This window comes from Pseudomonas mosselii, assembly GCF_003205295.1.
In the GTDB taxonomy this organism is placed as follows: domain Bacteria; phylum Pseudomonadota; class Gammaproteobacteria; order Pseudomonadales; family Pseudomonadaceae; genus Aquipseudomonas; species Aquipseudomonas mosselii_B.
Genome location: NZ_QJRP01000007.1, coordinates 39,141 through 60,753 on the forward strand (window position 1 = coordinate 39,141; position 21,613 = coordinate 60,753).

Genomic DNA, 21,613 nt, shown 5'->3' on the forward strand with positions numbered 1-21,613 from the left:
ATGCGCGACTATCAGTGGCTGCACGAGTACTGCCTGAACCGCTTCGGTTCGGCCCAGGCGCTGGAAGCCTTCCTGCCGCAGCCGCGCACGCCCGCGCAGCTGCGCGACATCCCTGACGACCGCTACCTGTCGACCCTGGCCCTGCGCGTGTTCCGCGCCGGGCTCAAGCACAGCCTGGTGGACGCCAAGTGGCCGGCGTTCGAGCAGGTGTTCTTCGGTTTCGATCCGCAGAAGGTGGTGCTGATGGGCGCCGAGCACCTGGAGCGGCTGATGCAGGATGAGCGCATCATCCGCCACCTGGGCAAGCTCAAGAGCGTGCCGCGTAATGCGCAGATGGTGCTGGATGTGGCCAAGGAGAAGGGCAGTTTCGGCGCGTTCATCGCCGACTGGCCAGAGACCGATATCGTCGGGCTGTGGAAGTACCTGGCCAAGCATGGCAACCAGCTGGGCGGGTTGTCGGCGCCGCGGTTCCTGCGGATGGTCGGCAAGGATACCTTCATCCCCACCGACGACATGGCGGCGGCGTTGATCGCGCAGAAGATCATCGACAAGCCGCCGACCAGCCAGCGTGACCTGGCGCTGGTGCAGCAGGCGTTCAACCAGTGGCATGCAGAGAGCGGCCGGCCGCTGTGCCAGTTGTCGGTGATGCTGGCGCATACCGTCAACCACTGATATCAGTGTTGCCTGCTTCGCGGGTAAACCCGCTCCCACAGGTAGTGCACTGCTTTCAGATGCAGTGAAGATCCTGTGGGAGCGGGTTTACCCGCGAAGAGGCCAGGCCAGGTCTACTGCCCTTCACCCGCCAGGCGCCGCTCCTGCTGGAACTTCCAGCGCACGAACAGCAACCCGCTGACGAACAACCCCAGGCTCACCAGCACTTCAACCCAGCCGAACAGCGCCCGCGCCGGATCGAACGCCGCCAGCACGCCCTTGATGAAATAGATGTTCACCACGAAGCAGGTCCAGGCATGCGCCCGGGCACTGCCCATCAGCATGCCCGGCAGCAACAGCAGCAGCGGGATCAGCTCGATGGCCATGATCACCTCGACCCGCGCCCCGTGCAGGTTGGCGAACCACAGGTTGTTCACCACCAGCAGGGCGATCAGGCCGAAGAAGCAGGCCAGGCTCAGGGCGCGGGTAAAGCGCACCCGCGGGGCCAGCCAGTCCAGTGGCGGCAAGACCTTCGGCTTTCTAGCCACGTTCGCCACCCAGCGCCTTGGCCGTCTTCGCCAGGCGCTGTCCGAGCGCGCGGCACAGGGTGATCTCGTGCGGGTCCAGCTCGCGCTTGCCGTCGGCGCCGGCATGGTGGCTGGCGCCGTACGGCGTACCGCCGCCACGGGTCTCCAGCAGCGCCGATTCGCTGTAGGGCAGGCCGGTGACCAGCATGCCGTGGTGCATCAGCGGCAGCAGCATTGACAGCAGGGTGGTCTCCTGGCCGCCGTGCAGGCTGGCGGTGGAGGTGAACACCGCCGCCGGCTTGCCCACCAGCTCGCCGCCCAGCCACAGGCTGCTGGTGCCGTCGAGGAAGTACTTGAGCGGCGCGGCCATGTTGCCGAAGCGGGTCGGGCTGCCCATGGCCAGGCCCGCGCAATGGCGCAGGTCGTCGAGGGTGGCGTACAGCGCGCCGCTGGCCGGGATGTCCGGGGCCACGGCCTCGCACTCGGTGGAGATCGCCGGCACGGTGCGCAGGCGCGCCTCCAGGCCGGCCATCTCGACGCCGCGGGCGATATGCCGGGCCATCTCGCTGGTCGAGCCGTGGCGGCTGTAGTACAGCACCAGGATGTAGGGTTCGCTCACGGCAGGATCTCCAGGACCTTCTCTGGTGGGCGGCCGACCACGGCCTTGTCACCGGCCACCAGGATCGGGCGCTCGATCAGCTTGGGATGCTCGACCATCGCCTTGATCAGCTGGGCGTCGCTCAGGGCCGGGTTGGCCAGGTCCAGGGCCTTGTATTCGTCTTCGCCAGTGCGCAGCAGCTGGCGCGCGCCGATGCCCAGCTTGCCAAGCAGCTGTTCGAGGGTGGCGGCGTCCGGCGGGGTTTCGAGGTAGCGCACGATGGTCGGCGCCAGGCCGCGTGCCTCGAGCAGTTCCAGGGCGCCGCGGGATTTCGAGCAGCGCGGGTTATGATAGAGGGTCAGATCGGTCATGACGGGTCGCATCCAGCTGGGTGTGGCGGCTATTCTAACCGCAGCGACCGACTTCAATGCTTGAAAACTTCGAGAAGGATTGACCCATGGCAAGGCGTTTGGCAGCTGCACTGGCCATCACCGCGAGCCTGTTGCTCGGCGGTTGCGGTGCGGACTACGGCGTGGACCAGCACGGCAATACGGTAAAGGCCGAACAGATCGACGGGCACTGGCTGGTGCTCAACTACTGGGCCGAATGGTGCGGCCCGTGCCGCACGGAAATCCCTGAGCTCAATGCCGCCGCCAAGCAGTGGGAGGCCCAGGGCATTCGCGTGGTGGGGGTGAATTTCGATGGCCTGCAGGGGCCGGACCTGAAAACGGCCGCCGACACCCTGGGCATCGGTTTCACCGTGCTGGCCCAGGACCCGGCCGAGCGCTACGAGCTGCCGCGCAGCGAGGCGCTGCCGGTGACCTACATCATCGACGACAAGGGCAAGGTGCGTGAGCAGCTGATGGGCGAGCAGACGCTCGAAGGGCTGCAGGCGAAGATCAAGGCTTTGAAAGGCGGCGCCTGATCGATCTTGGGGCTGCTTCGCAGCCCTTTCGCGACACAAGGCCGCTCCTACAGGGGAACGCGAAACCCTGTAGGAGCGGCCTTGTGTCGCGAAAGGACCGCAAAGCGGCCCCGGCGATAATCAGCCTTCCTCAGGCCAGAACCGCAGCGGCTTGCCTTCGGCCGGCCAGAAACGGATCTGCTCGATCGGCGACACATCCCAGCGCTGCACCGTTTCCAGCGCCTGCAGGAAACGTTTTTCCTGGTCCATCAGCGCCGGCGCGCACAGCTTGCGGGTCTTGCCGACCTTGCCGAAGCTGATGCGCTCGCCATCCAGCGTGTAGGGCGCGAACCAGTGGTTGCAGCCGCCGTTGCCGTAGGCGCGACCATCGCTGGCCAGGGTCAGCGTCAGGTGGCTGTAGTCGATCAGCGGGCGCTCACCGATCCACTCCAGCACGTAGCTCTGCTCCTGCTGCAGCTTCGAGGGTTGTGCGGCGCAGCCCAGCAGGCCGCAGGCGATCAGCGCGCCGGTCAGCAGCTGTTTCACTCAACCACGCTCCCGGCACTGCGGGCACAGGTGCTTGTCGCCCTTGCTCGCCCAGCCCAGTTCCTGGATACGCGCGCTGGCGGCCGGGGCCTGGCCCTTCTTGCCCAGCTTGGCGTCGTTGGCGAACTCGAAGTCCAGCACCGCGTCGCAGCTGTCGCACTTGACCTGCCAGTTGAGGATTTCCAGCTCGTTGAACGCCGGGCCCTGGGCCACGGCGACCCACTGGCCGTGCGGATTGATCAGGTGGCGCACGGTCTGGACGGTCAGGCGCATGGACAGGTCCTTGCTGCCCTTGAGGGTGACCAGCAGGACGTCGCCCTTCTGGATCGAGCCGCCGTTGCCGGTGACCTGGTAGCGGCCCGGCGCCAGCGCGCGGCACTCGATCAGGGTGTGTTGCGGGTTGAAAAGGGTGTAGCGGAAATCGTGTTCGACCATGGGTCCTCCAAAATTGCCGCGTATCCTAGCATCAACCGTTTACAAGATTGTGCGGATTGCCTGCCGCCCAGCGGTTGATGTTGTCCAGGGTGGTCGTGGCGATGGCGTCCAGGGCCTCGCGGGTGAGGAAGGCCTGGTGGGCGGTGACGATCACGTTGGGGAAGGTCAGCAGGCGCGCCAGCACGTCATCCTGCAGCGGCAGGTCGGAACGGTCCTCGAAGAACAGCTGCGCCTCCTCTTCATACACATCCAGCCCCAGATAGCCGAGCTGGCCGCTCTTGAGCGCGTCGATCAGCGCCGGGGTGTCGACCAGCGCACCGCGGCCGGTGTTGATCAGCATGGCTCCAGGCTGCAGCTGGGCCAGGCTCTGTGCGTTGATCAGGTGGCGGGTGTGCTCGGTCAACGGGCAGTGCAGGCTGATGATGCGTGCCTGGCGCAGCAGCTCGGGCAGTTCCAGGTAGCGGGCGCCGAGGGCGACCAGCTCAGGGTTGGGGTAGGGGTCGTAGGCCAGCAGCTGGCAGCCGAAGCCGGCCATGATGCGGGCGAAGGCGGCGCCGATCTGGCCGGTGCCGACCACGCCGACGGTCTTGCCGCTCAGGTCGAAGCCGGTCAGGCCGTGCAGGGTGAAGTCGCCTTCGCGGGTACGGTTGTAGGCCCGGTGCAAACGGCGGTTGAGGGCCAGGATCAGGGCCACGGCGTGCTCGGCGACGGCGTGGGGCGAGTAGGCCGGGACGCGGACCACGGTCAGGCCCAGGCGCTGCGCCGCAGCCAGGTCAACGTGGTTGTAGCCGGCCGAGCGCAGGGCGATCAGGCGCGTGCCGCTGGCGGCCAGGCGCTCCAGCACCGGCGCGTCGAGCTCGTCGTTGATGAAGGCGCAGACCACCTCGAAGCCCTGGGCCAGGGGCGCGGTGTCGAGGGTCAGGCGGGCGGGCTGGTAGTGCAGCTCCACCGTGCCCGCACTGGCGGCGCGGGTGAAACTTTCCTGGTCGTAGTGCTGGCTGCTGAACAACAGGGCGCGCATGGTCTGAGTCCTATCTTAAATGCCACCAGTCTAGCCAAATGGTTGTTCTGGGCGTTGACCTGTGTCTCCTACGCGCTCTGGCGCGCCTGTTCGGCCAGCCGGCTGATGGCCTGGTCCAGTTCATCCAGCGCCTGCAGCGCCTGGGGGCTGTCCTGTTTGAGCAAGGTTTCGCTGCGCTGGCAGGCCGCACGCAACTGCGGCACGCCGCAATAGCGCGAGGCGCCGTTGAGCCGGTGCACGCGCTCGATCATTGCCGTGCGGTCGGCGGCGTTGCGCGCGGCCCGGATGGCTTCGCGGTCGGATTCCAGCGAGGCCAGCAGCATGGCCAGCATGTCCGCCGCCAGGTCCGGCTTGCCGGCCGCCAGGCGCAGGCCTTCCTCCGGATCGAGCACCTTCAGTTCGCTGCTGTCGGCCAGGCGTTCGCTGGCGCGTTCCGGTGGCGGCGATCCCAGGCTCAGGCCGGTCCACTTCATCACCACCTGGCCCAGCTGGCGCTCGCTGATCGGCTTGGTCAGGTAGTCGTCCATGCCGCTGTGCAGCAGGGCGCGTTTCTCGTTGGCCATGGCGTGGGCGGTGAGGGCCACGATCGGCAGGGGCGGGCCGCTCTGGCTGCTTTCCCACTGGCGGATCTGCTCGGTGCAGGCGCGGCCATCCATGCCGGGCATCTGCACATCCATCAGCACCAGGTCGAACGGTTCGTCCTGCACGGCCTGTACCGCGCCGTAGCCGTTGTCCACCGCCAGCACCTCGGCACCCATGCCTTCGAGCAGGGTCTGCACCAGCAGCAGGTTGGCCGGATTGTCGTCGACGCAGAGGATCTTCGGCATGCGCTGGCCACCGTTGTTGCGCTGCTCGCACACTGGCCGGCGCGGTTGCACCAGCTCCAGCAGCAGGCGGCGCAGCTTGCGGGTACAGGTCGGCTTGGCCAGCAGCTGGCCGTGGGCGTTGGGCAGGTAAGGGTGGTAAAGCGGCTGCTCGGTGGTCGGGCACAGCACCACGCACTGGCAACCGAGGCGTTCGAGCTGCTGGTGGTACTGGCCCAGCTGTTCCGGCGCCAGGCTGCCCAGGTTGACCCCGAGCACCGCAAACTCGAATGGCTGTCCGGCCTGGCTGGCGGCCTGCACGCCTTGCAGCAGCTGGTCGCAGGAGGCGAACACGCTGACCGCCAGGCCGCAGTCCTCCAGTTGGTGTTCCAGCGCCTGGCGCGCCAGGTCGTGGCCGTCGACGATGGCCACGCGGCGCCCGAGCAGGGCCTGGGCGGGCTGTTCCTCGGCGTCGTCGTGGGCCTTGGGCAGGTTGAGGCTGATCCAGAACTGCGAGCCTTCGCCGGGCGTGCTGTCGACACCGATCTCGCCGCCCATCTGCTCGATCAGGCGTTTGGAGATCACCAGCCCCAGGCCGGTGCCGCCGGGTTGGCGCGACAGCGAGTTGTCGGCCTGGCTGAACGCCTGGAACAGGGTACGCACATCCTGGGGCGAGAGGCCGATGCCGGTGTCCTGCACGCTGATGCGCAGTTGCACGCTGTCTTCCTGCTCGTCCTCGAGCATGGCGCGCACGACGATGGTGCCTTCGCGGGTGAACTTGATGGCGTTGCTCACCAGGTTGGTGAGGATCTGCTTGAGCCGCAGCGGGTCGCCCACCAGCGACAGCGGCGTGTCGCGGTAGACCAGGCTGAGCAGTTCCAGCTGCTTGGCGTGGGCGGCCGGGGCGAGGATGGTCAGGGTGTCCTGGATCAGGTCGCGCAGGTTCAGCGGGATGCTGTCGAGCACCAGCTTGCCGGCCTCGATCTTGGAGAAGTCGAGGATCTCGTTGATGATCCCCAGCAGGTTGTCGGCGGACTTCTCGATGGTGCCGAGGTAGTCGAGCTGGCGCGGGGTCAGCTCGCTCTTCTGCAATAGGTGGGTGAAGCCGAGGATGCCGTTGAGCGGGGTGCGGATCTCGTGGCTCATGTTGGCGAGGAACTCGGACTTGATGCGGCTGGCCTCCAGGGCCTCCTTGCGCGCCATGTCCAGTTCGATGTTCTGGATCTCGATGGTCTCCAGGTTCTGGCGCACGTCCTCGGTGGCCTGGTCGATGCTGTGCTGCAGCTCCTCGTGGGCGCTGTGCAGGGTCTCGGCCATGCGGTTGATGCCGGCGGCCAGTTCGTCGAGCTCGTGGCTGCCCATGGCCGGCAGGCGCTCGTCCAGATGGCCGTCCTTGAGCTGGTTGACCGCGTGCTTGATGCGGTTGATCGGGTTGTTGATGGTGCGGCTCATGCGCAGGGCCAGCAGCGCGGTCAGGCTCAGGCAGGCGAGGATCAGCAGCAGGCTGGTGAACAGGTTGCGGTAGCCACGCAACAGGGTGCCGTCGTGGGACAGTTCGATCTCCACCCAGCCGAGCAGGCGCTCGGCCTCGGCCGGCACGGCGTCGGTGGCCAGGTCGCGGTGATGGCCGAACACCGGCATCAGGTAGCGGGTGGCGTCGTTGCCGGTGCGTTGCAGCAGCTGCGTGCCGGTGCCGCCGCTGGGCGGCTGGTTGAGCATGCTGGGGCCGGAATGGGCCAGGCGCGTGCGGTCGGCGGCAAGGAACGCCACGGCGCGCACATCGGCCTGCTCCAGGGCCTGGGCGGCAATGCGCTCCAGTTGCGCCGGCGCCTGGCGGGCGAGGGCCGGTGCCGCCAGTGGTGCCAACTGCTCGGCGATCATCTTGCCGCGTTGCAGCAGTTGCGTGCGCAGGTCGCTTTGTTGCAGCCAGGTGAAGTAACTGCCCAGCACCAGGGCCATCAGGCTGGCGGGCAGCAAGGCCAGCAGCAGGACGCGGCTGCGGATTCCCAAACGGTCGAGCACACCTGTCTCCTGTCATGTGCTGTTAAAGGCGCGGTTCGCGCATCAGCGGGAACGTTACTCTGCGCTGAGGGGTAATGCACAGGATTTGTAATGGTTTTTGCTTTTCTCGGCTGGCGTTGCCGGTGCGGGCGCTTCAATGTCACGCCAGTCGGACGGAGGTTGCCTTGTTCGGACCGCTTGTCCAATAATCGCGTAATTGAGAATTGATGGCAGTTGCCAATGCATCCTGAAGCGATTCACGCGACCAACATCCTCGCCATCGAGGACGATCCCGTGCTGGGGGCCTACCTGCATGACGAGCTGCAGCGCGGCGGCTTCCAGGTGACCTGGTGCCGCAATGGCCTGGAAGGCCTGGAGGCGGCGGGCCGGCAGGTGTTCGACCTGGTGCTGATGGACATCCTGCTGCCCGGCCTCAACGGCCTGGACGCACTGGCCAGCCTGCGTCGACGCAGCGCCACGCCGGTGATCCTGATGTCGGCGCTGGGCGCCGAGGCCGACCGCATCAGCGGCTTCGAGCGCGGCGCGGACGACTACCTGCCCAAGCCGTTCAGCTTTGCCGAGCTGCGGGTGCGCATCGAGGCGATCCTGCGCCGGGTGGCCTTCGAGCGGCGCGCTCGGGCGCCGCGTGAGGTGGAAGCCGGGCAGTTGCATTTCGACGAGCAAGCCACCGATGTCAGCCTCGCCGGAGCCTGTGCCGGGCTGACCCCCAGCGAGTACCGCCTGCTCGATACCCTGCACCGCAGCCAGGATGAGGTGCTGAGCAAGCCCTTCCTCTACCAGCAGGTGCTGCAGCGCGGCTATTCGCGGCATGACCGCAGTCTGGACATGCACGTCAGCCAGATCCGCCGCAAGCTCAAGGCCATCGGCTACCACGAGCGCCAGGTGCGTACCGTTTGGGGCAAGGGCTATGTGTTCGGCGCGGGCGAGGCCGACTGAACCGTGCTCGACCGCCACTCGCTGTTCTGGAAACTGACCGTCCTGCTGGTGGGCTTCTGCCTGCTGATGATCGGCCTGAGCTACAGCTGGGGCCGGCACATGGAAACCCAGGATGCCTTTCTGTCCGAGCCGGCGCGGCAAGTGCTGCGCGGCTACGCGGCGGAGGCCGAGCAGGCCTGGCGCAGCGGCGACCGTGAGGGCGTGGACGCCTGGCTGGCCACGATGCGCGAGCGCGAGCAGGGCTGGGTGGGTGTGCTCGATGGCGACCTGCAGCCGCTGGGCAGCGCCGACCTGACCGCCGGTCAGGCCCAGCGCCTGACACGCCTGCGTGGCGTCGACTGGCCCATGAGCCGACGCAGTGTCGGCCAGCCCTGGTTGCGCCTGCCGTTCCCCGGTGCGCCGGAGCAGGGCATGCTGGTGATCGAGCTGCCGGAGCGTTTCAACCCCGGTCAGTACCGGTTGTTCTGGCGCGTCGTGACCAACGGCATCATCCCCGGGTTGTTCACCCTGCTGCTGTGCGTCGGCCTGTACCGCATGCTGATCGTGCCGCTCAACCAGTTGCGCGAACAGGCCAATGCCTGGCGGGCCGACCAGCTGGCGGCCCGCCTGGATTCGCGTACCACGCGGCGCAAGGACGAACTGGGCGAACTGGCCCGGGCCTTCGACCAGATGGCCGAGCGCCTGCAGGGCACCGTGGCCTTGCAGCAGCAGTTGCTGCGCGACCTGTCCCACGAGATGCGCACGCCGCTCAGCCGCCTGCGCGTGGCCTGCGATGGCGAGACCGACCTGCAGCGCCTGCGCGAACGCCTGCACCGCGAGGTGGATGGCATGCAGCAACTGGTCGAGGACACCTTGCAGCTGGCCTGGCAGGACGCCGAGCGTGCGCCGGTGAACCTCGAGCCGATCCAGGTGGCGGCGCTGTGGGACCTGCTCAGCGAGAACGCCTGCTATGAAAGCGGCTGGGCGCCGCGGCGGCTGCGTTGCGAGCTGCCGGCCGACTGCTGGGTGCAGGGCAGCCTCAACGACCTGGCCCAGGCATTGGAGAACATGCTGCGCAACGCCATCCGTCATTCCCCGGAGGCGGGCGTGGTGCGCCTGGGCGGTTGGCGTGAGGGCGGGTATTGGCGTATCGACCTGGAAGACGAGGGCGGTGGCGTGGCCGAGGACGACCTGGAGCGGATCTTCGCGCCGTTTTCCCGGCTGGAGGGTTCGCGGCCCGGGGACGGTGGTTTCGGCCTGGGCTTGAGCATTGCCCGCAATGCGATCCGGCGACAGGGTGGGAGCGTGTGGGCGGTCAATGGCGAGCATGGCCTGCGCTTGTGCATGCGCCTGGCAGCAGTAGAGTCAGACCCATCGCGAGTCAATCCCGTTTCCACAAAGGCTCCGCTCTCCCTTTAGGAGATCGCCCAGCCCTGTGGGAGCGGCCTTGCCGAGGCGTCGGACCGGTCGGAAAGGGCCGCGAAGCGGCCCCGAGATGTCAGCGTCACCGCCACTGCCGCCGGGGCTGCTGTGCAGCCCTTTCGCGACACAAGGCCGCTCCCACAGGGACTCGCTGAATCTATGACTTACGGTTTGCCCATGCTCTTATAGCCATGAGCTATAACATCCAGCAATTGCGTGATATGGCCGAGCAGGGTTTGCCGGTATGATAGACGCCCCTGCCGTCCGGATTGCGAAAACGCCCATGACCCTGCAGTACCCAACCATCGCCGATTGCATCGGCCATACGCCTCTGGTTCGCCTGCAGCGTCTCGCCGGGAACACCAGCAACACCTTGCTGCTCAAGCTCGAAGGCAACAATCCGGCCGGCTCGGTCAAGGACCGCCCGGCGCTGTCGATGATCAATCGCGCCGAGCTGCGTGGCCAGATCAAACCCGGCGACACCCTCATCGAAGCCACCTCCGGCAACACCGGCATCGCTCTGGCCATGGCCGCGGCGATCAAGGGCTACAAGATGATCCTGATCATGCCCGACAACTCCACCGCCGAACGCAAGGCGGCGATGACTGCCTATGGCGCCGAGCTGATCCTGGTGACCAAGGAAGAGGGCATGGAGGGCGCGCGCGATCTTGCCGAGAAATTGCAGGCCGAAGGCCGCGGCCTGGTCCTCGACCAGTTCGCCAACGGCGACAACCCGATCGCCCACTACAACAGCACCGGCCCGGAAATCTGGCAGCAGACCCAGGGCACCATCACCCATTTCATCAGTTCCATGGGCACCACCGGCACCATCATGGGCTGCTCGCAGTACCTCAAGGAGCAGAACCCGGCGGTGCAGATCGTCGGCCTGCAGCCGATGGAAGGCTCGGCCATTCCGGGCATCCGCCGCTGGCCCCACGAGTACCTGCCGAAGATCTTCGACGCCAGCCGCATCGACCGCGTGGTCGATATGTCCCAGCAGGAGGCCGAGGAGACCACCCGTCGCCTGGCCCGCGAAGAGGGCATTTTCTGTGGCGTATCCTCCGGCGGTGCGGTGGCGGCGATGCTGCGCCTGTCCCGTGAAGTCGAGAACGCGGTGATGGTCGCCATCATCTGCGACCGCGGCGATCGTTACCTCTCCACCGGCCTGTTCGACCCGACCTGATGTCCAGAAAGAAAAGCAACACCGGCCTGCGCTTCCAGCCGGCCGGCGGCAACCGTGCCGCGCAGGTGCCCGTGGGCAAGAAGCAACGCCTGTCGATCGAGCGCGTGGCCGGTGACGGTCGCGGCATCGCCTTCAGCGAGGGGCGTACCTGGTTCGTCAGCGGCGCGCTGGCCGGCGAGGACGTCGAGGCGCGGGTGCTGGCCGCCCGCGGCAAGGTGGTCGAGGCGCGCCTTGAGCGCGTTTTCCAGGCCAGCCCCGAGCGCCGCGAAGCGCCTTGCCGGCACTACGCCCGCTGCGGTGGCTGCAACCTCCAGCACCTGCCCCATGACGGCCAGCTGGCGCTCAAGCAGCGCCTGCTCGCCGAGCAGCTGCAGCGAGTGGCCGGTGTGCAGCCCGAGGAGTGGGCTGTTCCCCTGAGCGGACCGGAATTCGGCTACCGCCGCCGGGCGCGGGTCGCGGTACGCTGGGACCCCAAGGCGCGCCAACTGGACGTAGGGTTTCGCGCCGAGGCCAGCCAGGACATCGTCGGCATCGACGAATGCGCGGTGCTGGTACAGCCCTTGCAGGCGATCATGCGCCACCTGCCCACCGTGCTGCGCAGCCTGGGCAAGCCGCAAGCGCTGGGGCACGTGGAGCTGTTCAGCGGTACCGCCGAGGCGGTGCTGGTACGGCATGTGGCGCCCTTGCCAAGTGAAGACCTGGCGCGGCTCGAGGCATTCTGCCGTGAGGCCGGCGCCCAGCTGTGGCTGCAGGGCGAGGGTGACCCGGCGCCGGTGGATGTCGCGGTGCAACTGGGCTTTGCCCTGGAACCCTGGGGGCTGGAGCTGGCCTGGCGGCCGGGCGACTTCGTCCAGGTCAATGCCCAGGTCAACACCTTGATGATCCAGCAGGCCCTGGCCTGGCTGGCACCTGAAGCGCACGAGCGGGTCCTGGACCTGTTCTGCGGGCTGGGCAACTTCGCCTTGCCGCTGGCTCGCCAGGCGCGCGAGGTGGTGGCGGTGGAAGGCGTGCAGGCCATGGTCGAGCGCGCCGCGTCCAATGCCCACGGCAACAATGTGCATAACGCTCGGTTTTTTCAGGCCGATTTATCGCAGCCTTTGGCGGACGCCGGATGGGTCGCCGAGGGCTTTTCTGCGGTACTCTTGGATCCACCGCGCGACGGGGCTTTCGAGGTGGTGCAAGGCATCGCCCGGCTGGGTGCGAAACGGCTGGTCTACGTATCGTGCAACCCGGCCACGCTGGCGCGAGACGCGCAGGTGCTGGTCGGGCAGGGGTACCGGTTAAAAAGGGCCGGGATTCTCGACATGTTTCCTCAAACGGCGCATGTCGAGGCCATGGCGTTATTCGAAGCGGGCTAGCCGGGCTGGCCCTCTTGGTGCGCCCTTCAGGGAGTGAGGGACGCACAGGTGATAGCCAGTGCACCCGCGTGGTGCACTGTATGGAAAGGTAGAACAAAGATGGTACAGGTGAGAGTGCACCAGCCGGTCAACAACGACGGCAGTATCAATCTCGAAGCATGGCTCGATCATGTGGTGAGCGTCGATTCGCAGCTCGATCGCCCGGGGCTGAAAGAGGCCTGCGAGTTCGCCCATGAAGTCGAGAGGAAGGGTAATCCGGCCAAGCATTCCTGGGCCGATGGCACCTCCAGTTTCCAGGCGGGGCTGGAGATCGCCGAGATCCTCGCCGACCTCAAGCTTGACCAGGATTCGCTGGTGGCGGCGGTCATCTACCGTTCGGTGCGCGAAGGCAAGGTGACCCTGGCCGAGGTCGGCCAGCGTTTCGGCCCGGTGGTGTCCAAGCTGATCGACGGCGTGCTGCGCATGGCGGCCATCAGTGCCAGCCTCAGCCCGCGCCAGTCGCTGGTACTTGGCTCCCAGGCGCAGGTCGAGAACCTGCGCAAGATGCTGGTGGCCATGGTCGACGATGTGCGCGTGGCGCTGATCAAGCTCGCCGAACGCACCTGCGCCATCCGTGCGGTCAAGTCCGCCGATGACGAGAAACGCCTGCGCGTGGCGCGCGAGGTGTTCGACATCTATGCGCCGCTGGCGCACCGGTTGGGTATCGGCCATATCAAGTGGGAACTCGAGGACCTGTCGTTCCGCTACCTCGAGCCAGACCAGTACAAGCAGATCGCCAAGCTGCTGCACGAGCGCCGGCTGGACCGCGAGCGCTTCATCAGCGACGTGATGAACCAGCTGCAGAACGAGCTGCTGGCCACCGGCGTCAACGCCGACATCAGCGGCCGGGCAAAACACATCTATTCGATCTGGCGCAAGATGCAGCGCAAGGGCCTGGAGTTCAGCCAGATCTACGACGTGCGCGCGGTGCGCGTGCTGGTGCCGGAAGTGCGCGACTGCTACACCGCGCTGGGCATCGTGCACACCTTGTGGCGGCACATTCCGAAGGAGTTCGACGACTACATCGCCAACCCCAAGGAAAACGGCTACCGCTCCCTGCACACCGCAGTGATCGGCCCCGAGGGCAAGGTGCTGGAGGTGCAGATCCGTACCCACGCCATGCACGAGGAGGCCGAGCTGGGCGTGTGCGCCCACTGGCGCTACAAGGGCACCGACGTCAAGCCAAGCTCCAACCACTACGAAGAAAAGATCTCCTGGTTGCGCCAGGTGCTGGAGTGGCACGAAGAGCTGGGCGACATCGGCGGCCTGGCCGAACAGCTGCGCGTCGACATCGAGCCGGACCGTGTCTACGTATTCACCCCCGATGGCCACGCCATCGACCTGCCCAAGGGCGCCACGCCGCTGGACTTCGCCTACCGGGTGCACACCGAGATCGGCCACAACTGCCGTGGCGCCAAGATCAACGGCCGTATCGTGCCACTGAACTACAGCCTGCAGACCGGCGAGCAGGTGGAGATCATCACCAGCAAGCACGGCAGCCCGAGCCGTGACTGGCTGAACTCCAACCTGGGTTATGTGACCACCTCGCGGGCCCGGGCCAAGATCGTCCACTGGTTCAAGCTGCAGGCCCGCGACCAGAACGTGGCCGCCGGCAAGACCCTGATCGAGCGCGAACTGAGCCGCCTGGGCCTGCCCCAGGTGGACTTCGAACGCCTGGCGGAAAAGGCCAACGTCAAGACCGCCGAGGACATGTTCGCTGCCCTTGGCGCCGGCGACCTGCGCCTGGCGCACATGGTCAACGCCGCCCAGCAGCTGCTCGAGCCTGAGCGTCTGGAACCGGTCGAACTGATCCCGCGCCAGGCCCGTGGCATCCGTGCGGGCAAGCGCAGCGATATCCAGATCCAGGGGGTCGGCAACCTGCTTACGCAGATGGCCGGGTGCTGCCAGCCGCTGCCGGGCGATGCCATCGTCGGCTACATCACCCAGGGCCGTGGCGTGAGCATTCACCGCCAGGATTGCGCCTCGGTGCTGCAACTGGCGGGCAAGGAGCCGGAGCGCATGATCCAGGTCAGCTGGGGACCGATCCCGGTGCAGACCTACCCGGTCGACATCATCATCCGTGCCTACGACCGCCCGGGGCTGCTGCGCGACGTGTCGCAGGTGCTGCTCAACGAGAAGATCAACGTGCTGGCGGTCAACACTCGCTCGAACAAGGAAGACAACACCGCGCTGATGTCGCTGACCATCGAGATCCCCGGCCTGGACGCCCTCGGGCGTCTGTTGGGGCGGATCTCGCAGTTGCCCAACATCATCGAGACGCGGCGTAATCGCACCCCTTGATACCGCCATCGCGGGGCGAGCCCGTTCCCGCCGTGGGAGCGGGCTTGCCCCGCGATGGGGCCGGTAAGGACAACCCATGACCTACACCCTTGAAGACCTGCTGCACCTCATGGCCCGCCTGCGCGACCCGCAATATGGCTGCCCCTGGGACCTCAAGCAGGACTACGCCAGCATCGTCCCGCACACCCTCGAGGAAGCCTACGAGGTCGCCGACGCCATCGAGCGCGGCGATTTCGAGCACCTGCAGGGCGAGCTGGGCGACCTGTTGTTCCAGGTGGTCTACTACAGCCAGCTGGCCCGTGAAGAAGGGCGCTTCGAGTTCCATGGCGTGGTCGATTCGATCACCCGCAAGCTGATCCGCCGTCACCCCCATGTGTTCCCCACCGGCGAGCTGTATGCGCCACTGGACACCCCGGCGCTGAACGAGGCCCAGGTCAAGTCGCGCTGGGAGGAGATCAAGGCCGAGGAGCGCGCTGAAAAGAGCGAGCCCGAGCAGTTATCGCTGCTCGACGACATACCCGCGGCCTTGCCCGCGCTGTCCCGCGCCGCCAAACTGCAGAAGCGCGCCGCCACGGTCGGCTTCGACTGGCCCGAGGCGTTGCCGGTGCTGGACAAGGTCCGCGAGGAGCTCGACGAAGTGCTGCAGGCCATGGCCGACGGCGACAGCGACGCGCTGGAGGACGAGCTGGGCGACCTGCTGTTCGCCACCGTCAACCTGGCCCGGCACCTCAGGCACGACCCGGAAAACGCCTTGCGCCGCGCCAATCGTAAATTCGAGCGCCGTTTCCGTTTTATCGAACAGGCATTGCGCGAGCAGGGCCTGTCCATCCAAGATCGTACCCTCGACGAGCTGGACGCCCTGTGGGGCGAGGCCAAGCGTCAGGAAAAGAACCTGCCCAGCTGCGGCTGAGCCGATGCATAAGTGAGTGAACACCCATGAGCCTTTCCCTTCGCGACCAATTGCTCAAAGCCGGTCTGGTCAACCAGAAACAGGTTTCTCAGACCAACAAGGCCGAGAAGAAACAGAAACGCCTGGAACACAAGGGCCAGGTCGAGGTGGACGACAGCCAGCAGCGCCTGGCCAAGGAAGCCCAGGCCGAGAAAGCCAGAAAGGACCAGGAGCTGAATCGCCAGGTCCAGGAAAAGGCCGAGCAGAAGGCCCGCGCCGCGCAGGTCAAGCAACTGATCGAAGCGACCCGGCTGCCCAGGCTGACCACCGAGGATTACTACAACTTCGTCGATGACAAGAAGGTCAAGCGCATCGCCGTCAACGCCCTGATGCGCAGCAAGCTGAGCAATGGCGCGCTGGCCATCGTCGCCCATGGCGGCGGCTACGAAGTGATCCCGCGCGAGGCGGCGGTGAAGATCCAGGAGCGCGACCCCAACCGTATCCTGCTGCTCAACACCCATGTCGAGGAGGCGGACGAGGACGATCCGTACGCAGCCTACAAGATCCCGGACGATCTGATGTGGTAAGTACGAAAAACCCCGCCTTGGCGGGGTTTTTTGTTGCAAGGCCGGGTCACTGCGCCGGACGTTGGCGCTCGAGGTATTCCAGCTCCATGCGGTACTGGTGAGCCTGTTGCTCGTCGTGGAACATGCCGACCAGTTGGCCTTGCTGATGCACGTCCCAGATCCGCAGGCCAGCGGCCTGGCCTTCGTGGGACATTTTCGATTCGTCGCGTTCGGTTACTTGGACTGTCATCGTCAAACTCCACTGCTTGGTTGGCTGCGGCACTGTGTCGCAGGCCTCCTTTATAGAATTTGTTAGCAGGCTAAGTAAATAAAACAGCGATGAAACAAGTTTCATGAAGGGGCCGATCGAGGGGTATTCACCCAAAAAGAAGCCCCGCGCAAGGCGGGGCTTCGGGCATTGCAGGCCTGACGATCAGTTACCCTTGACTGCCTTGCCATCGACCGTGCCATCCTGCAGCACGATCACGTACTCCTTGCCATCGGTCTCGACCTGGCGCAGCTGGACCAGCAGGTAGTCCCAGTCCTTGGCGAACCACAGCTCGGTGATGCGCTTGCTCTGGCTCGGGTCGCGCACGCGCTCGACCTTGATCGCGTCGACCTGGCCGGTCTTGGTGGTTACTTTTTCGGTGCCCAGCACGCGGAAGTCGTAGGTGTCGATCTCGTCACCGTCAACCACCTGGTAGGTCATGCTCTTCTTGCCGGCTGCCACGTCATGCTGCAGGGCCAGTTGATAGGACGACTTGTCCAGCACGCCGCGATTGAGCGGCAGGTTGATGGCATCGCCACGGTCGCTGCCGGTGATCTTCTTGCCGGCCCAGTCGAAGTTCAGGTCGACTTTCTTCGCCTTGCCCAGGCCGCCACGTTCGAAATGATACTGCTGTGGCAGCAGGGTGTCGTTCTCGAACTTGAGGGTGCTTTGCTCGGTCAGGCTGGCGATCATCATCGAAGCCTTGAAGTTCAGGCTCCAGGTGCCGTTGGCGTTTTTTTCCAGGCTGCGCGCGGCGGTGCCGCTCATTGGCAGCTGTTTCCAGTCGGCGGTGTAGCTGGCCGCGAAAGGCTTCAGGTCAGCTGCCTGGAGGGGCAGGGCGAGCACGGCGAGAGCCAAGAGCAGGGCGCGACGCATAAGTTCTCCTAGGATCGAATCAAGTGACCGCTGGCCGCCAGCGGCTGGCCATCCAGTAATGCACCCTGTTCGCCCAGACGCAAGCGTCCTTCGGCGAACCAGCGCACCGCCAGCGGGTAGATCTGGTGTTCCTGCAGGTGCACGCGCTGGGCGAGCGTCTGCGCGGTGTCATCCGTTGCCACGGGTACCACAGCCTGTACGACCAGAGGCCCGCCATCGAGTTCCTCGGTGACGAAGTGCACGCTGCAGCCATGCTCGGCGTCGCCTGCTTCCAGCGCGCGTTGGTGCGTGTGCAGGCCTTTGTACTTGGGCAACAGTGACGGATGGATATTCAGCAGGCGGCCCTGGTAGTGGCGTACGAAATCGCCACTGAGGATGCGCATGAAACCGGCCAGCACCACCAGGTCGGGCTGGAAACCGTCGATCAGCGCCATCAGCGCCGCGTCGAAGGCTTCGCGACCGTCGAAACCGGTGTGCTCGAGCAGCGCGGTATCGATGCCGGCGCCCTTGGCACGCTCGAGGCCATAGGCATCGGCACGGTTCGAGATGACCGCGCGGATGCGTGCCGGGCTGTCGCTGGCGCTGTTGCGGTCGATCAGTGCCTGCAGGTTGCTGCCGGAGCCCGACAGCAACACGACTACATTGCAGGGCATCAGTGTGCCTTGAGGTTCTGCAGCTCGACCTGGGCGGCGCCTTCGGCGGCCACGTCGATACGGCCGATCACCCAAGGCTGCTCGCCTTCGGCGCGCAGCACCTTCAGGGCGTTGTCGACCTGGTCCTGGGCCACGCAGATGACCATGCCCACGCCGCAGTTCAGCACGCGGTGCATTTCATGCTCGTCGACGTTGCCTTTTTCCTGCAGGAAGTCGAACACCGCCGGGCGCTGCCAGCTGGCCACGTCGACCACGGCCTGGGCGCCTTTTGGCAGCACGCGCGGGATGTTGTCCAGCAGGCCGCCGCCGGTGATGTGGGCCATGGCCTTGACCGCGCCGGTCTGCTTGATCAACTGCAGCAGCGGCTTGACGTAGATGCGGGTCGGCGCCATCAGCAGGTCGGCCAGCGGCTTGCCGTCGAGCTGGGTGTTGTCGATGTCGGTGCCGGAGACTTCGAGGATCTTGCGGATCAGCGAGTAGCCGTTGGAGTGCGGGCCGGAGGATGGCAGGGCGATCAGGGCGTCGCCGGTGACCACTTTCGAGCCGTCGATGATCTCGGCCTTTTCCACCACGCCGACGCAGAAGCCGGCCAGGTCGTAGTCTTCACCTTCGTACATGCCTGGCATCTCGGCGGTTTCACCACCGACCAGCGAGCAGCCGGCCAGTTCGCAACCGGCGCCGATGCCGGTGACCACGGTGGCGGCCACGTCGACGTTGAGCTTGCCGGTGGCGTAGTAGTCGAGGAAGAACAGCGGCTCGGCGCCGCACACCACCAGGTCGTTGACGCACATGGCGACCAGGTCCTGGCCGATGCTGTCATGCTTGTTCAGGTTCAGCGCCAGGCGCAGCTTGGTGCCGACGCCGTCGGTGCCGGAGACCAGCACCGGCTGCTTGTAGCCGGCCGGGATCTCGCAGAGGGCGCCGAAGCCGCCCAGGCCACCCATGACTTCAGGACGTGCGGTGCGCTTGGCGACGCCCTTGATGCGTTCGACCAGTGCTTCGCCGGCGTCGATGTCTACACCGGCGTCTTTGTAGCTCAGGGAGGGTTGCTTGCTCATTGATCCAGGCCTTTAGGAGGGAGGGATTCAGAAAAACGACCGGGACGGCCAAGGCCGGTTTCAGAAACGGCGGCTGCCTGTACGTCACTGGTCTGCGAAGGCGCGCGATTTTATCAGGGTTGCCCCGAGGCGGCCATCCTCAGGCCGACGGGCAGGCGGGAAATCTGGGCAAAAAACCGTGTTTCACCCTGTGCGGCTGGTTGCCGCGCCGGTGCCTGTATAAGGTATAGGCATGGCGCCCAACGCAAAGGGCCGGCAAGGCGGAGCATTTCCCGTGCTTGCGCGGTCACAGCCGACAGGCAAGGGCGTGTCGCCCCAAGGTCATCTGGACAGGAATCCTCAATGCGTCTTCTCAATTTCCTCGCTGGTGCCTGCCTGGCTGTGGCCGGCAGCGTCGCCCAGGCCGAAACCGTCTCCGGTTTGTACCAGGTGCGTGAGCCCGTCGAAGGGCAGGGCAGCGAAGCCCGCGCCCAGGCCACCGGCAAAGCCCTGGATACCCTGGTGCTGCGCCTGACCGGCGACCCCAAGGCTGCGCAGAACCCGGCACTGGCCGCGCTGCGCAAGGACCCGCAGCAGATCATCAACCAGGTCGGCACCGAGGCCGGGCCGCCGGAGTCGGTGCTGGTCGAGTTCGACCCCGGCAGCACCGAGCGCGCCCTGCGCCAGGCAGGGCTGGCGTTGTGGGGCAGCAACCGGCCGTCGATCCTCGGCTGGTGGCTGAACGACAGCGTCGAGGGCAGCAACCTGGTCGGTGATGGCCAGGCCGTCGCCGAGCCCCTGCGCCGAGCCGCCCAGCACCGCGGCCTGCCACTGCGCCTGCCGTTGGCCGATCTGCAGGAGCAACTGGTGGCCAATGCCAAGTTGCTCGAAGGCAACGACCCGGCGCCGCTGCGCGAGGCCTCCGAGCGCTATGGCGCCGATGCGCTGCTGGCGGTGCACGCCCACGAGGCCGATGGCAAGTGGCAGGGCAAGTGGCAGTTGTGGCTGGGCGACCAGCGTGAGCAGGGTAGCGCCGAGGGCGCCGATCAGGCGGCCCTGGCCGATGCCGTGCTGCTGGCGGTGAGCAATCGCCTGGCGCCGCGTTACGTCACCCGTCCCGGCGCCAGCAGCGACCTGCAGGTGCAGGTCCAGGGCATGAACCTGCAACGCTACGCCGAGCTGAGCCGGGTGCTCGAGCCTTATGGTGCGCGTCTGCAGATGGCCGATGGCGGCACCCTGACCTACCGCGTCAGCGGCAATCGCGAACAGCTGCGCGCGCAGTTGAGCCTGGCCAAGCTCCAGGAACTGCCTGCCGAGCCTGTAGCCACCACGCCTGCGCCGAGCACGCAGGACCCGGCCGGCGCGACACCGCCGGCCACCGCCGCCAAGCCGTTCGACGGCCTGCGTTTTCGCTGGTAAGGAATACTTGAATGATTGATATGCGTCGCTGGATCTGGCTGGGCGCGGCTTTTGTGGTCGCCCTGCTGCTGTACCTCCTGCACAACATCCTCTCGCCGTTCCTGGTGGGCATCCTGCTGGCCTACCTGGCAGACCCGCTGGTGGACCGCCTGGAGCGGCTCGGCCTTTCACGTACCTGGGGCGTGGTGGTGGTGTTCAGCCTGTTCACCCTGATCTTCCTGGCCTTGCTGCTGGTGCTGGTGCCGATGCTGGCCAAGCAGCTGCTGCGTCTGTACGAGCTGGCGCCGCAGATGCTCGACTGGTTGCAGCATGTGGCATTGCCCTGGGTGCAGAGCCGCCTGGGCCTGGCCGATGGCTTCTGGAAGTTCGACAAGATCAAGGCCGCCATCGGCGAGCACATGGGCCAGACCACCGACATCGTCGGCGTGCTGCTGTCCCAGGCCACCGCTTCGAGCCTGGCGCTGATCGGCTGGCTGGCCAACCTGGTGCTGATCCCGGTGGTGGGCTTCTACCTGCTGCGCGACTGGGACCTGATGATGGCCAAGCTGCGCAGTCTGCTGCCGCGCCAGCGCGAGCCGCAGGTGGTGGGGTTGGCCGGCGAGTGCCACGAGGTGCTGGGGGCGTTCGTGCGCGGACAACTGCTCGTGATGCTGGCGCTGGGCGTCATCTATTCCAGCGGCCTGATGCTGGTGGGCCTGGAGCTGGGCCTGCTGATCGGCATGCTGGCGGGGCTGGCGGCGATCGTGCCGTACATGGGCTTCATCATCGGCATCGGCGCGGCGCTGGTCGCCGGGTTGTTCCAGTTCGGCGGTGAGCTGTACCCGATGCTGGGCATCGTCGCGGTGTTCATGGTCGGGCAGGCGCTCGAAGGCATGGTGCTGACACCGCTGCTGGTGGGCGACCGCATCGGCCTGCACCCGGTGGCGGTGATCTTCGCGATCCTGGCCGGTGGCGAGCTGTTCGGCTTTACCGGCGTGCTACTGGCGTTGCCGGTGGCGGCAGTGATCATGGTGCTGCTGCGGCATGTGCATGACCTGTACAAGGAATCGGACATGTATGCCGGGGAGATCGACCCCGACCTATGATCAATCGCGGGGCAAGCCCGCTACCACGCCGGCGTCATCGACAGTGGCAGCGTGGGAGCGGGCTTGCCCCGCGATGCTTGTGAAATGGTGCAACT

At 66.3% G+C, this 21,613-nt stretch carries 22 protein-coding genes; 11 read left to right on the forward strand and 11 right to left on the reverse strand.

Going from position 1 to position 21,613, the window contains the following annotated elements; all coding sequences use genetic code 11:
• Entirely contained in the window at positions 1 to 672 is a 672-nt protein-coding gene (locus tag DMX06_RS09165) for a DNA-3-methyladenine glycosylase I (protein ID WP_110736365.1), read from the forward strand.
• Between the two features lie 113 nt (positions 673 to 785).
• Here the strand turns inward: DMX06_RS09165 and DMX06_RS09170 are convergent, their stop codons facing one another.
• The 3 genes from DMX06_RS09170 to arsC are packed head-to-tail and all read right to left on the reverse strand — an operon-like array spanning position 786 to position 2,147.
• Positions 786 to 1,199: a DUF2069 domain-containing protein gene (locus tag DMX06_RS09170; RefSeq protein ID WP_110736687.1), complete on the reverse strand. Its 414-nt coding sequence runs from the start codon at positions 1,197 to 1,199 to the stop codon at positions 786 to 788.
• The gene (gene wrbA, locus DMX06_RS09175) at positions 1,192 to 1,797 is read right to left on the reverse strand and encodes an NAD(P)H:quinone oxidoreductase (RefSeq protein ID WP_050704525.1); all 606 of its coding nucleotides are present in this window, start codon (positions 1,795 to 1,797) and stop codon (positions 1,192 to 1,194) included. Before wrbA ends, DMX06_RS09170 begins: the two co-directional genes overlap by 8 nt.
• Positions 1,794 to 2,147, reverse strand: a complete 354-nt coding sequence (arsC, locus tag DMX06_RS09180; protein ID WP_110736367.1) for an arsenate reductase (glutaredoxin) — start codon at positions 2,145 to 2,147, stop codon at positions 1,794 to 1,796. Before arsC ends, wrbA begins: the two co-directional genes overlap by 4 nt.
• Positions 2,148 to 2,233: 86 nt before the next feature.
• Here arsC and DMX06_RS09185 point away from each other — a divergent pair, with 86 nt between their 5' ends.
• On the forward strand, positions 2,234 to 2,701 hold the full coding sequence (locus DMX06_RS09185; protein WP_110736369.1) for a TlpA disulfide reductase family protein: 468 nt from the start codon (positions 2,234 to 2,236) through the stop codon (positions 2,699 to 2,701).
• Positions 2,702 to 2,821: 120 nt separating this feature from the next.
• Here DMX06_RS09185 and DMX06_RS09190 read toward each other — a convergent pair whose 3' ends face one another.
• From DMX06_RS09190 to DMX06_RS09205, 4 genes are all read right to left on the reverse strand, one after another.
• Positions 2,822 to 3,226: an META domain-containing protein gene (locus DMX06_RS09190; RefSeq protein WP_110736371.1), complete on the reverse strand. Its 405-nt coding sequence runs from the start codon at positions 3,224 to 3,226 to the stop codon at positions 2,822 to 2,824.
• Positions 3,227 to 3,661 (reverse strand): hypothetical protein, encoded by a 435-nt coding sequence (locus tag DMX06_RS09195; protein WP_110736372.1) that lies wholly within the window; start codon positions 3,659 to 3,661, stop codon positions 3,227 to 3,229. It abuts the gene before it with no gap.
• 31 nt (positions 3,662 to 3,692) lie between these two features.
• Positions 3,693 to 4,682, reverse strand: coding sequence for a 2-hydroxyacid dehydrogenase (locus tag DMX06_RS09200; RefSeq protein WP_110736374.1), 990 nt, complete (start codon positions 4,680 to 4,682; stop codon positions 3,693 to 3,695).
• Positions 4,683 to 4,750: 68 nt separating this feature from the next.
• Positions 4,751 to 7,507 (reverse strand): response regulator, encoded by a 2,757-nt coding sequence (locus DMX06_RS09205; RefSeq protein WP_110736376.1) that lies wholly within the window; start codon positions 7,505 to 7,507, stop codon positions 4,751 to 4,753.
• A 219-nt stretch (positions 7,508 to 7,726) separates the two neighbouring features.
• Between DMX06_RS09205 and DMX06_RS09210 the strand changes: the two genes are divergently transcribed.
• The 7 genes from DMX06_RS09210 to DMX06_RS09240 all read left to right on the forward strand — a co-directional run bounded on the left by DMX06_RS09210 (position 7,727) and on the right by DMX06_RS09240 (position 16,201).
• Positions 7,727 to 8,443, forward strand: a complete 717-nt coding sequence (locus DMX06_RS09210; RefSeq protein WP_110736378.1) for a response regulator transcription factor — start codon at positions 7,727 to 7,729, stop codon at positions 8,441 to 8,443.
• A gap of 3 nt (positions 8,444 to 8,446) precedes the next feature.
• Positions 8,447 to 9,841 (forward strand): sensor histidine kinase, encoded by a 1,395-nt coding sequence (locus tag DMX06_RS09215; protein ID WP_110736380.1) that lies wholly within the window; start codon positions 8,447 to 8,449, stop codon positions 9,839 to 9,841.
• Between the two features lie 286 nt (positions 9,842 to 10,127).
• Positions 10,128 to 11,027, forward strand: coding sequence for a cysteine synthase CysM (gene cysM / locus DMX06_RS09220; RefSeq protein WP_110736382.1), 900 nt, complete (start codon positions 10,128 to 10,130; stop codon positions 11,025 to 11,027).
• The gene (rlmD, locus tag DMX06_RS09225) at positions 11,027 to 12,385 is read left to right on the forward strand and encodes a 23S rRNA (uracil(1939)-C(5))-methyltransferase RlmD (RefSeq protein WP_110736384.1); all 1,359 of its coding nucleotides are present in this window, start codon (positions 11,027 to 11,029) and stop codon (positions 12,383 to 12,385) included. The genes cysM and rlmD overlap by 1 nt, the downstream gene beginning before the upstream one ends.
• Positions 12,386 to 12,484: 99 nt before the next feature.
• Positions 12,485 to 14,725: a GTP diphosphokinase gene (gene relA, locus DMX06_RS09230; protein ID WP_110736385.1), complete on the forward strand. Its 2,241-nt coding sequence runs from the start codon at positions 12,485 to 12,487 to the stop codon at positions 14,723 to 14,725.
• Positions 14,726 to 14,801: 76 nt separating this feature from the next.
• The gene (gene mazG / locus DMX06_RS09235; protein WP_110736387.1) at positions 14,802 to 15,635 is read left to right on the forward strand and encodes a nucleoside triphosphate pyrophosphohydrolase; all 834 of its coding nucleotides are present in this window, start codon (positions 14,802 to 14,804) and stop codon (positions 15,633 to 15,635) included.
• Between the two features lie 26 nt (positions 15,636 to 15,661).
• Positions 15,662 to 16,201 (forward strand): DUF2058 domain-containing protein, encoded by a 540-nt coding sequence (locus DMX06_RS09240; protein ID WP_110736389.1) that lies wholly within the window; start codon positions 15,662 to 15,664, stop codon positions 16,199 to 16,201.
• Positions 16,202 to 16,247: 46 nt separating this feature from the next.
• Here the strand turns inward: DMX06_RS09240 and DMX06_RS09245 are convergent, their stop codons facing one another.
• From DMX06_RS09245 to purM, 4 genes are all read right to left on the reverse strand, one after another.
• Complete coding sequence (locus DMX06_RS09245; protein ID WP_028690913.1) at positions 16,248 to 16,430, reverse strand: hypothetical protein; 183 nt, start codon at positions 16,428 to 16,430, stop codon at positions 16,248 to 16,250.
• Between the two features lie 183 nt (positions 16,431 to 16,613).
• Positions 16,614 to 17,324, reverse strand: coding sequence for a DUF3108 domain-containing protein (locus DMX06_RS09250; protein ID WP_050704538.1), 711 nt, complete (start codon positions 17,322 to 17,324; stop codon positions 16,614 to 16,616).
• Positions 17,325 to 17,332: 8 nt separating this feature from the next.
• The gene (purN, locus tag DMX06_RS09255) at positions 17,333 to 17,977 is read right to left on the reverse strand and encodes a phosphoribosylglycinamide formyltransferase (RefSeq protein ID WP_110736391.1); all 645 of its coding nucleotides are present in this window, start codon (positions 17,975 to 17,977) and stop codon (positions 17,333 to 17,335) included.
• On the reverse strand, positions 17,977 to 19,035 hold the full coding sequence (purM, locus tag DMX06_RS09260) for a phosphoribosylformylglycinamidine cyclo-ligase (protein ID WP_110736392.1): 1,059 nt from the start codon (positions 19,033 to 19,035) through the stop codon (positions 17,977 to 17,979). The genes purN and purM overlap by 1 nt, the downstream gene beginning before the upstream one ends.
• 342 nt (positions 19,036 to 19,377) lie before the next feature.
• Here purM and DMX06_RS09265 point away from each other — a divergent pair, with 342 nt between their 5' ends.
• Positions 19,378 to 20,433, forward strand: a complete 1,056-nt coding sequence (locus DMX06_RS09265; protein ID WP_110736394.1) for a DUF2066 domain-containing protein — start codon at positions 19,378 to 19,380, stop codon at positions 20,431 to 20,433.
• 11 nt (positions 20,434 to 20,444) lie between these two features.
• A complete protein-coding gene (locus tag DMX06_RS09270) occupies positions 20,445 to 21,518 on the forward strand; it encodes an AI-2E family transporter (RefSeq protein WP_110736395.1) in 1,074 nt (357 codons plus the stop codon).
• Positions 21,519 to 21,613: the final 95 nt, after the last annotated feature.

Bases quoted from the DNA above. Each gene is read 5' to 3' on its own strand.
- DMX06_RS09165 (WP_110736365.1), top strand. From the start codon at position 1: ATGCGCGACTATCAGTGGCTGCACGAGTACTGCCTGAACCGCTTCGGT.
- arsC (WP_110736367.1), bottom strand. From the start codon at position 2,147: ATGACCGATCTGACCCTCTATCATAACCCGCGCTGCTCGAAATCCCGC.
- DMX06_RS09185 (WP_110736369.1), top strand. From the start codon at position 2,234: ATGGCAAGGCGTTTGGCAGCTGCACTGGCCATCACCGCGAGCCTGTTG.
- DMX06_RS09195 (WP_110736372.1), bottom strand. From the start codon at position 3,661: ATGGTCGAACACGATTTCCGCTACACCCTTTTCAACCCGCAACACACC.
- DMX06_RS09200 (WP_110736374.1), bottom strand. From the start codon at position 4,682: ATGCGCGCCCTGTTGTTCAGCAGCCAGCACTACGACCAGGAAAGTTTC.
- DMX06_RS09210 (WP_110736378.1), top strand. From the start codon at position 7,727: ATGCATCCTGAAGCGATTCACGCGACCAACATCCTCGCCATCGAGGAC.
- cysM (WP_110736382.1), top strand. From the start codon at position 10,128: ATGACCCTGCAGTACCCAACCATCGCCGATTGCATCGGCCATACGCCT.
- rlmD (WP_110736384.1), top strand. From the start codon at position 11,027: ATGTCCAGAAAGAAAAGCAACACCGGCCTGCGCTTCCAGCCGGCCGGC.
- relA (WP_110736385.1), top strand. From the start codon at position 12,485: ATGGTACAGGTGAGAGTGCACCAGCCGGTCAACAACGACGGCAGTATC.
- mazG (WP_110736387.1), top strand. From the start codon at position 14,802: ATGACCTACACCCTTGAAGACCTGCTGCACCTCATGGCCCGCCTGCGC.
- DMX06_RS09240 (WP_110736389.1), top strand. From the start codon at position 15,662: ATGAGCCTTTCCCTTCGCGACCAATTGCTCAAAGCCGGTCTGGTCAAC.
- DMX06_RS09245 (WP_028690913.1), bottom strand. From the start codon at position 16,430: ATGACAGTCCAAGTAACCGAACGCGACGAATCGAAAATGTCCCACGAA.
- DMX06_RS09250 (WP_050704538.1), bottom strand. From the start codon at position 17,324: ATGCGTCGCGCCCTGCTCTTGGCTCTCGCCGTGCTCGCCCTGCCCCTC.
- purN (WP_110736391.1), bottom strand. From the start codon at position 17,977: ATGCCCTGCAATGTAGTCGTGTTGCTGTCGGGCTCCGGCAGCAACCTG.
- purM (WP_110736392.1), bottom strand. From the start codon at position 19,035: ATGAGCAAGCAACCCTCCCTGAGCTACAAAGACGCCGGTGTAGACATC.
- DMX06_RS09265 (WP_110736394.1), top strand. From the start codon at position 19,378: ATGCGTCTTCTCAATTTCCTCGCTGGTGCCTGCCTGGCTGTGGCCGGC.
- DMX06_RS09270 (WP_110736395.1), top strand. From the start codon at position 20,445: ATGATTGATATGCGTCGCTGGATCTGGCTGGGCGCGGCTTTTGTGGTC.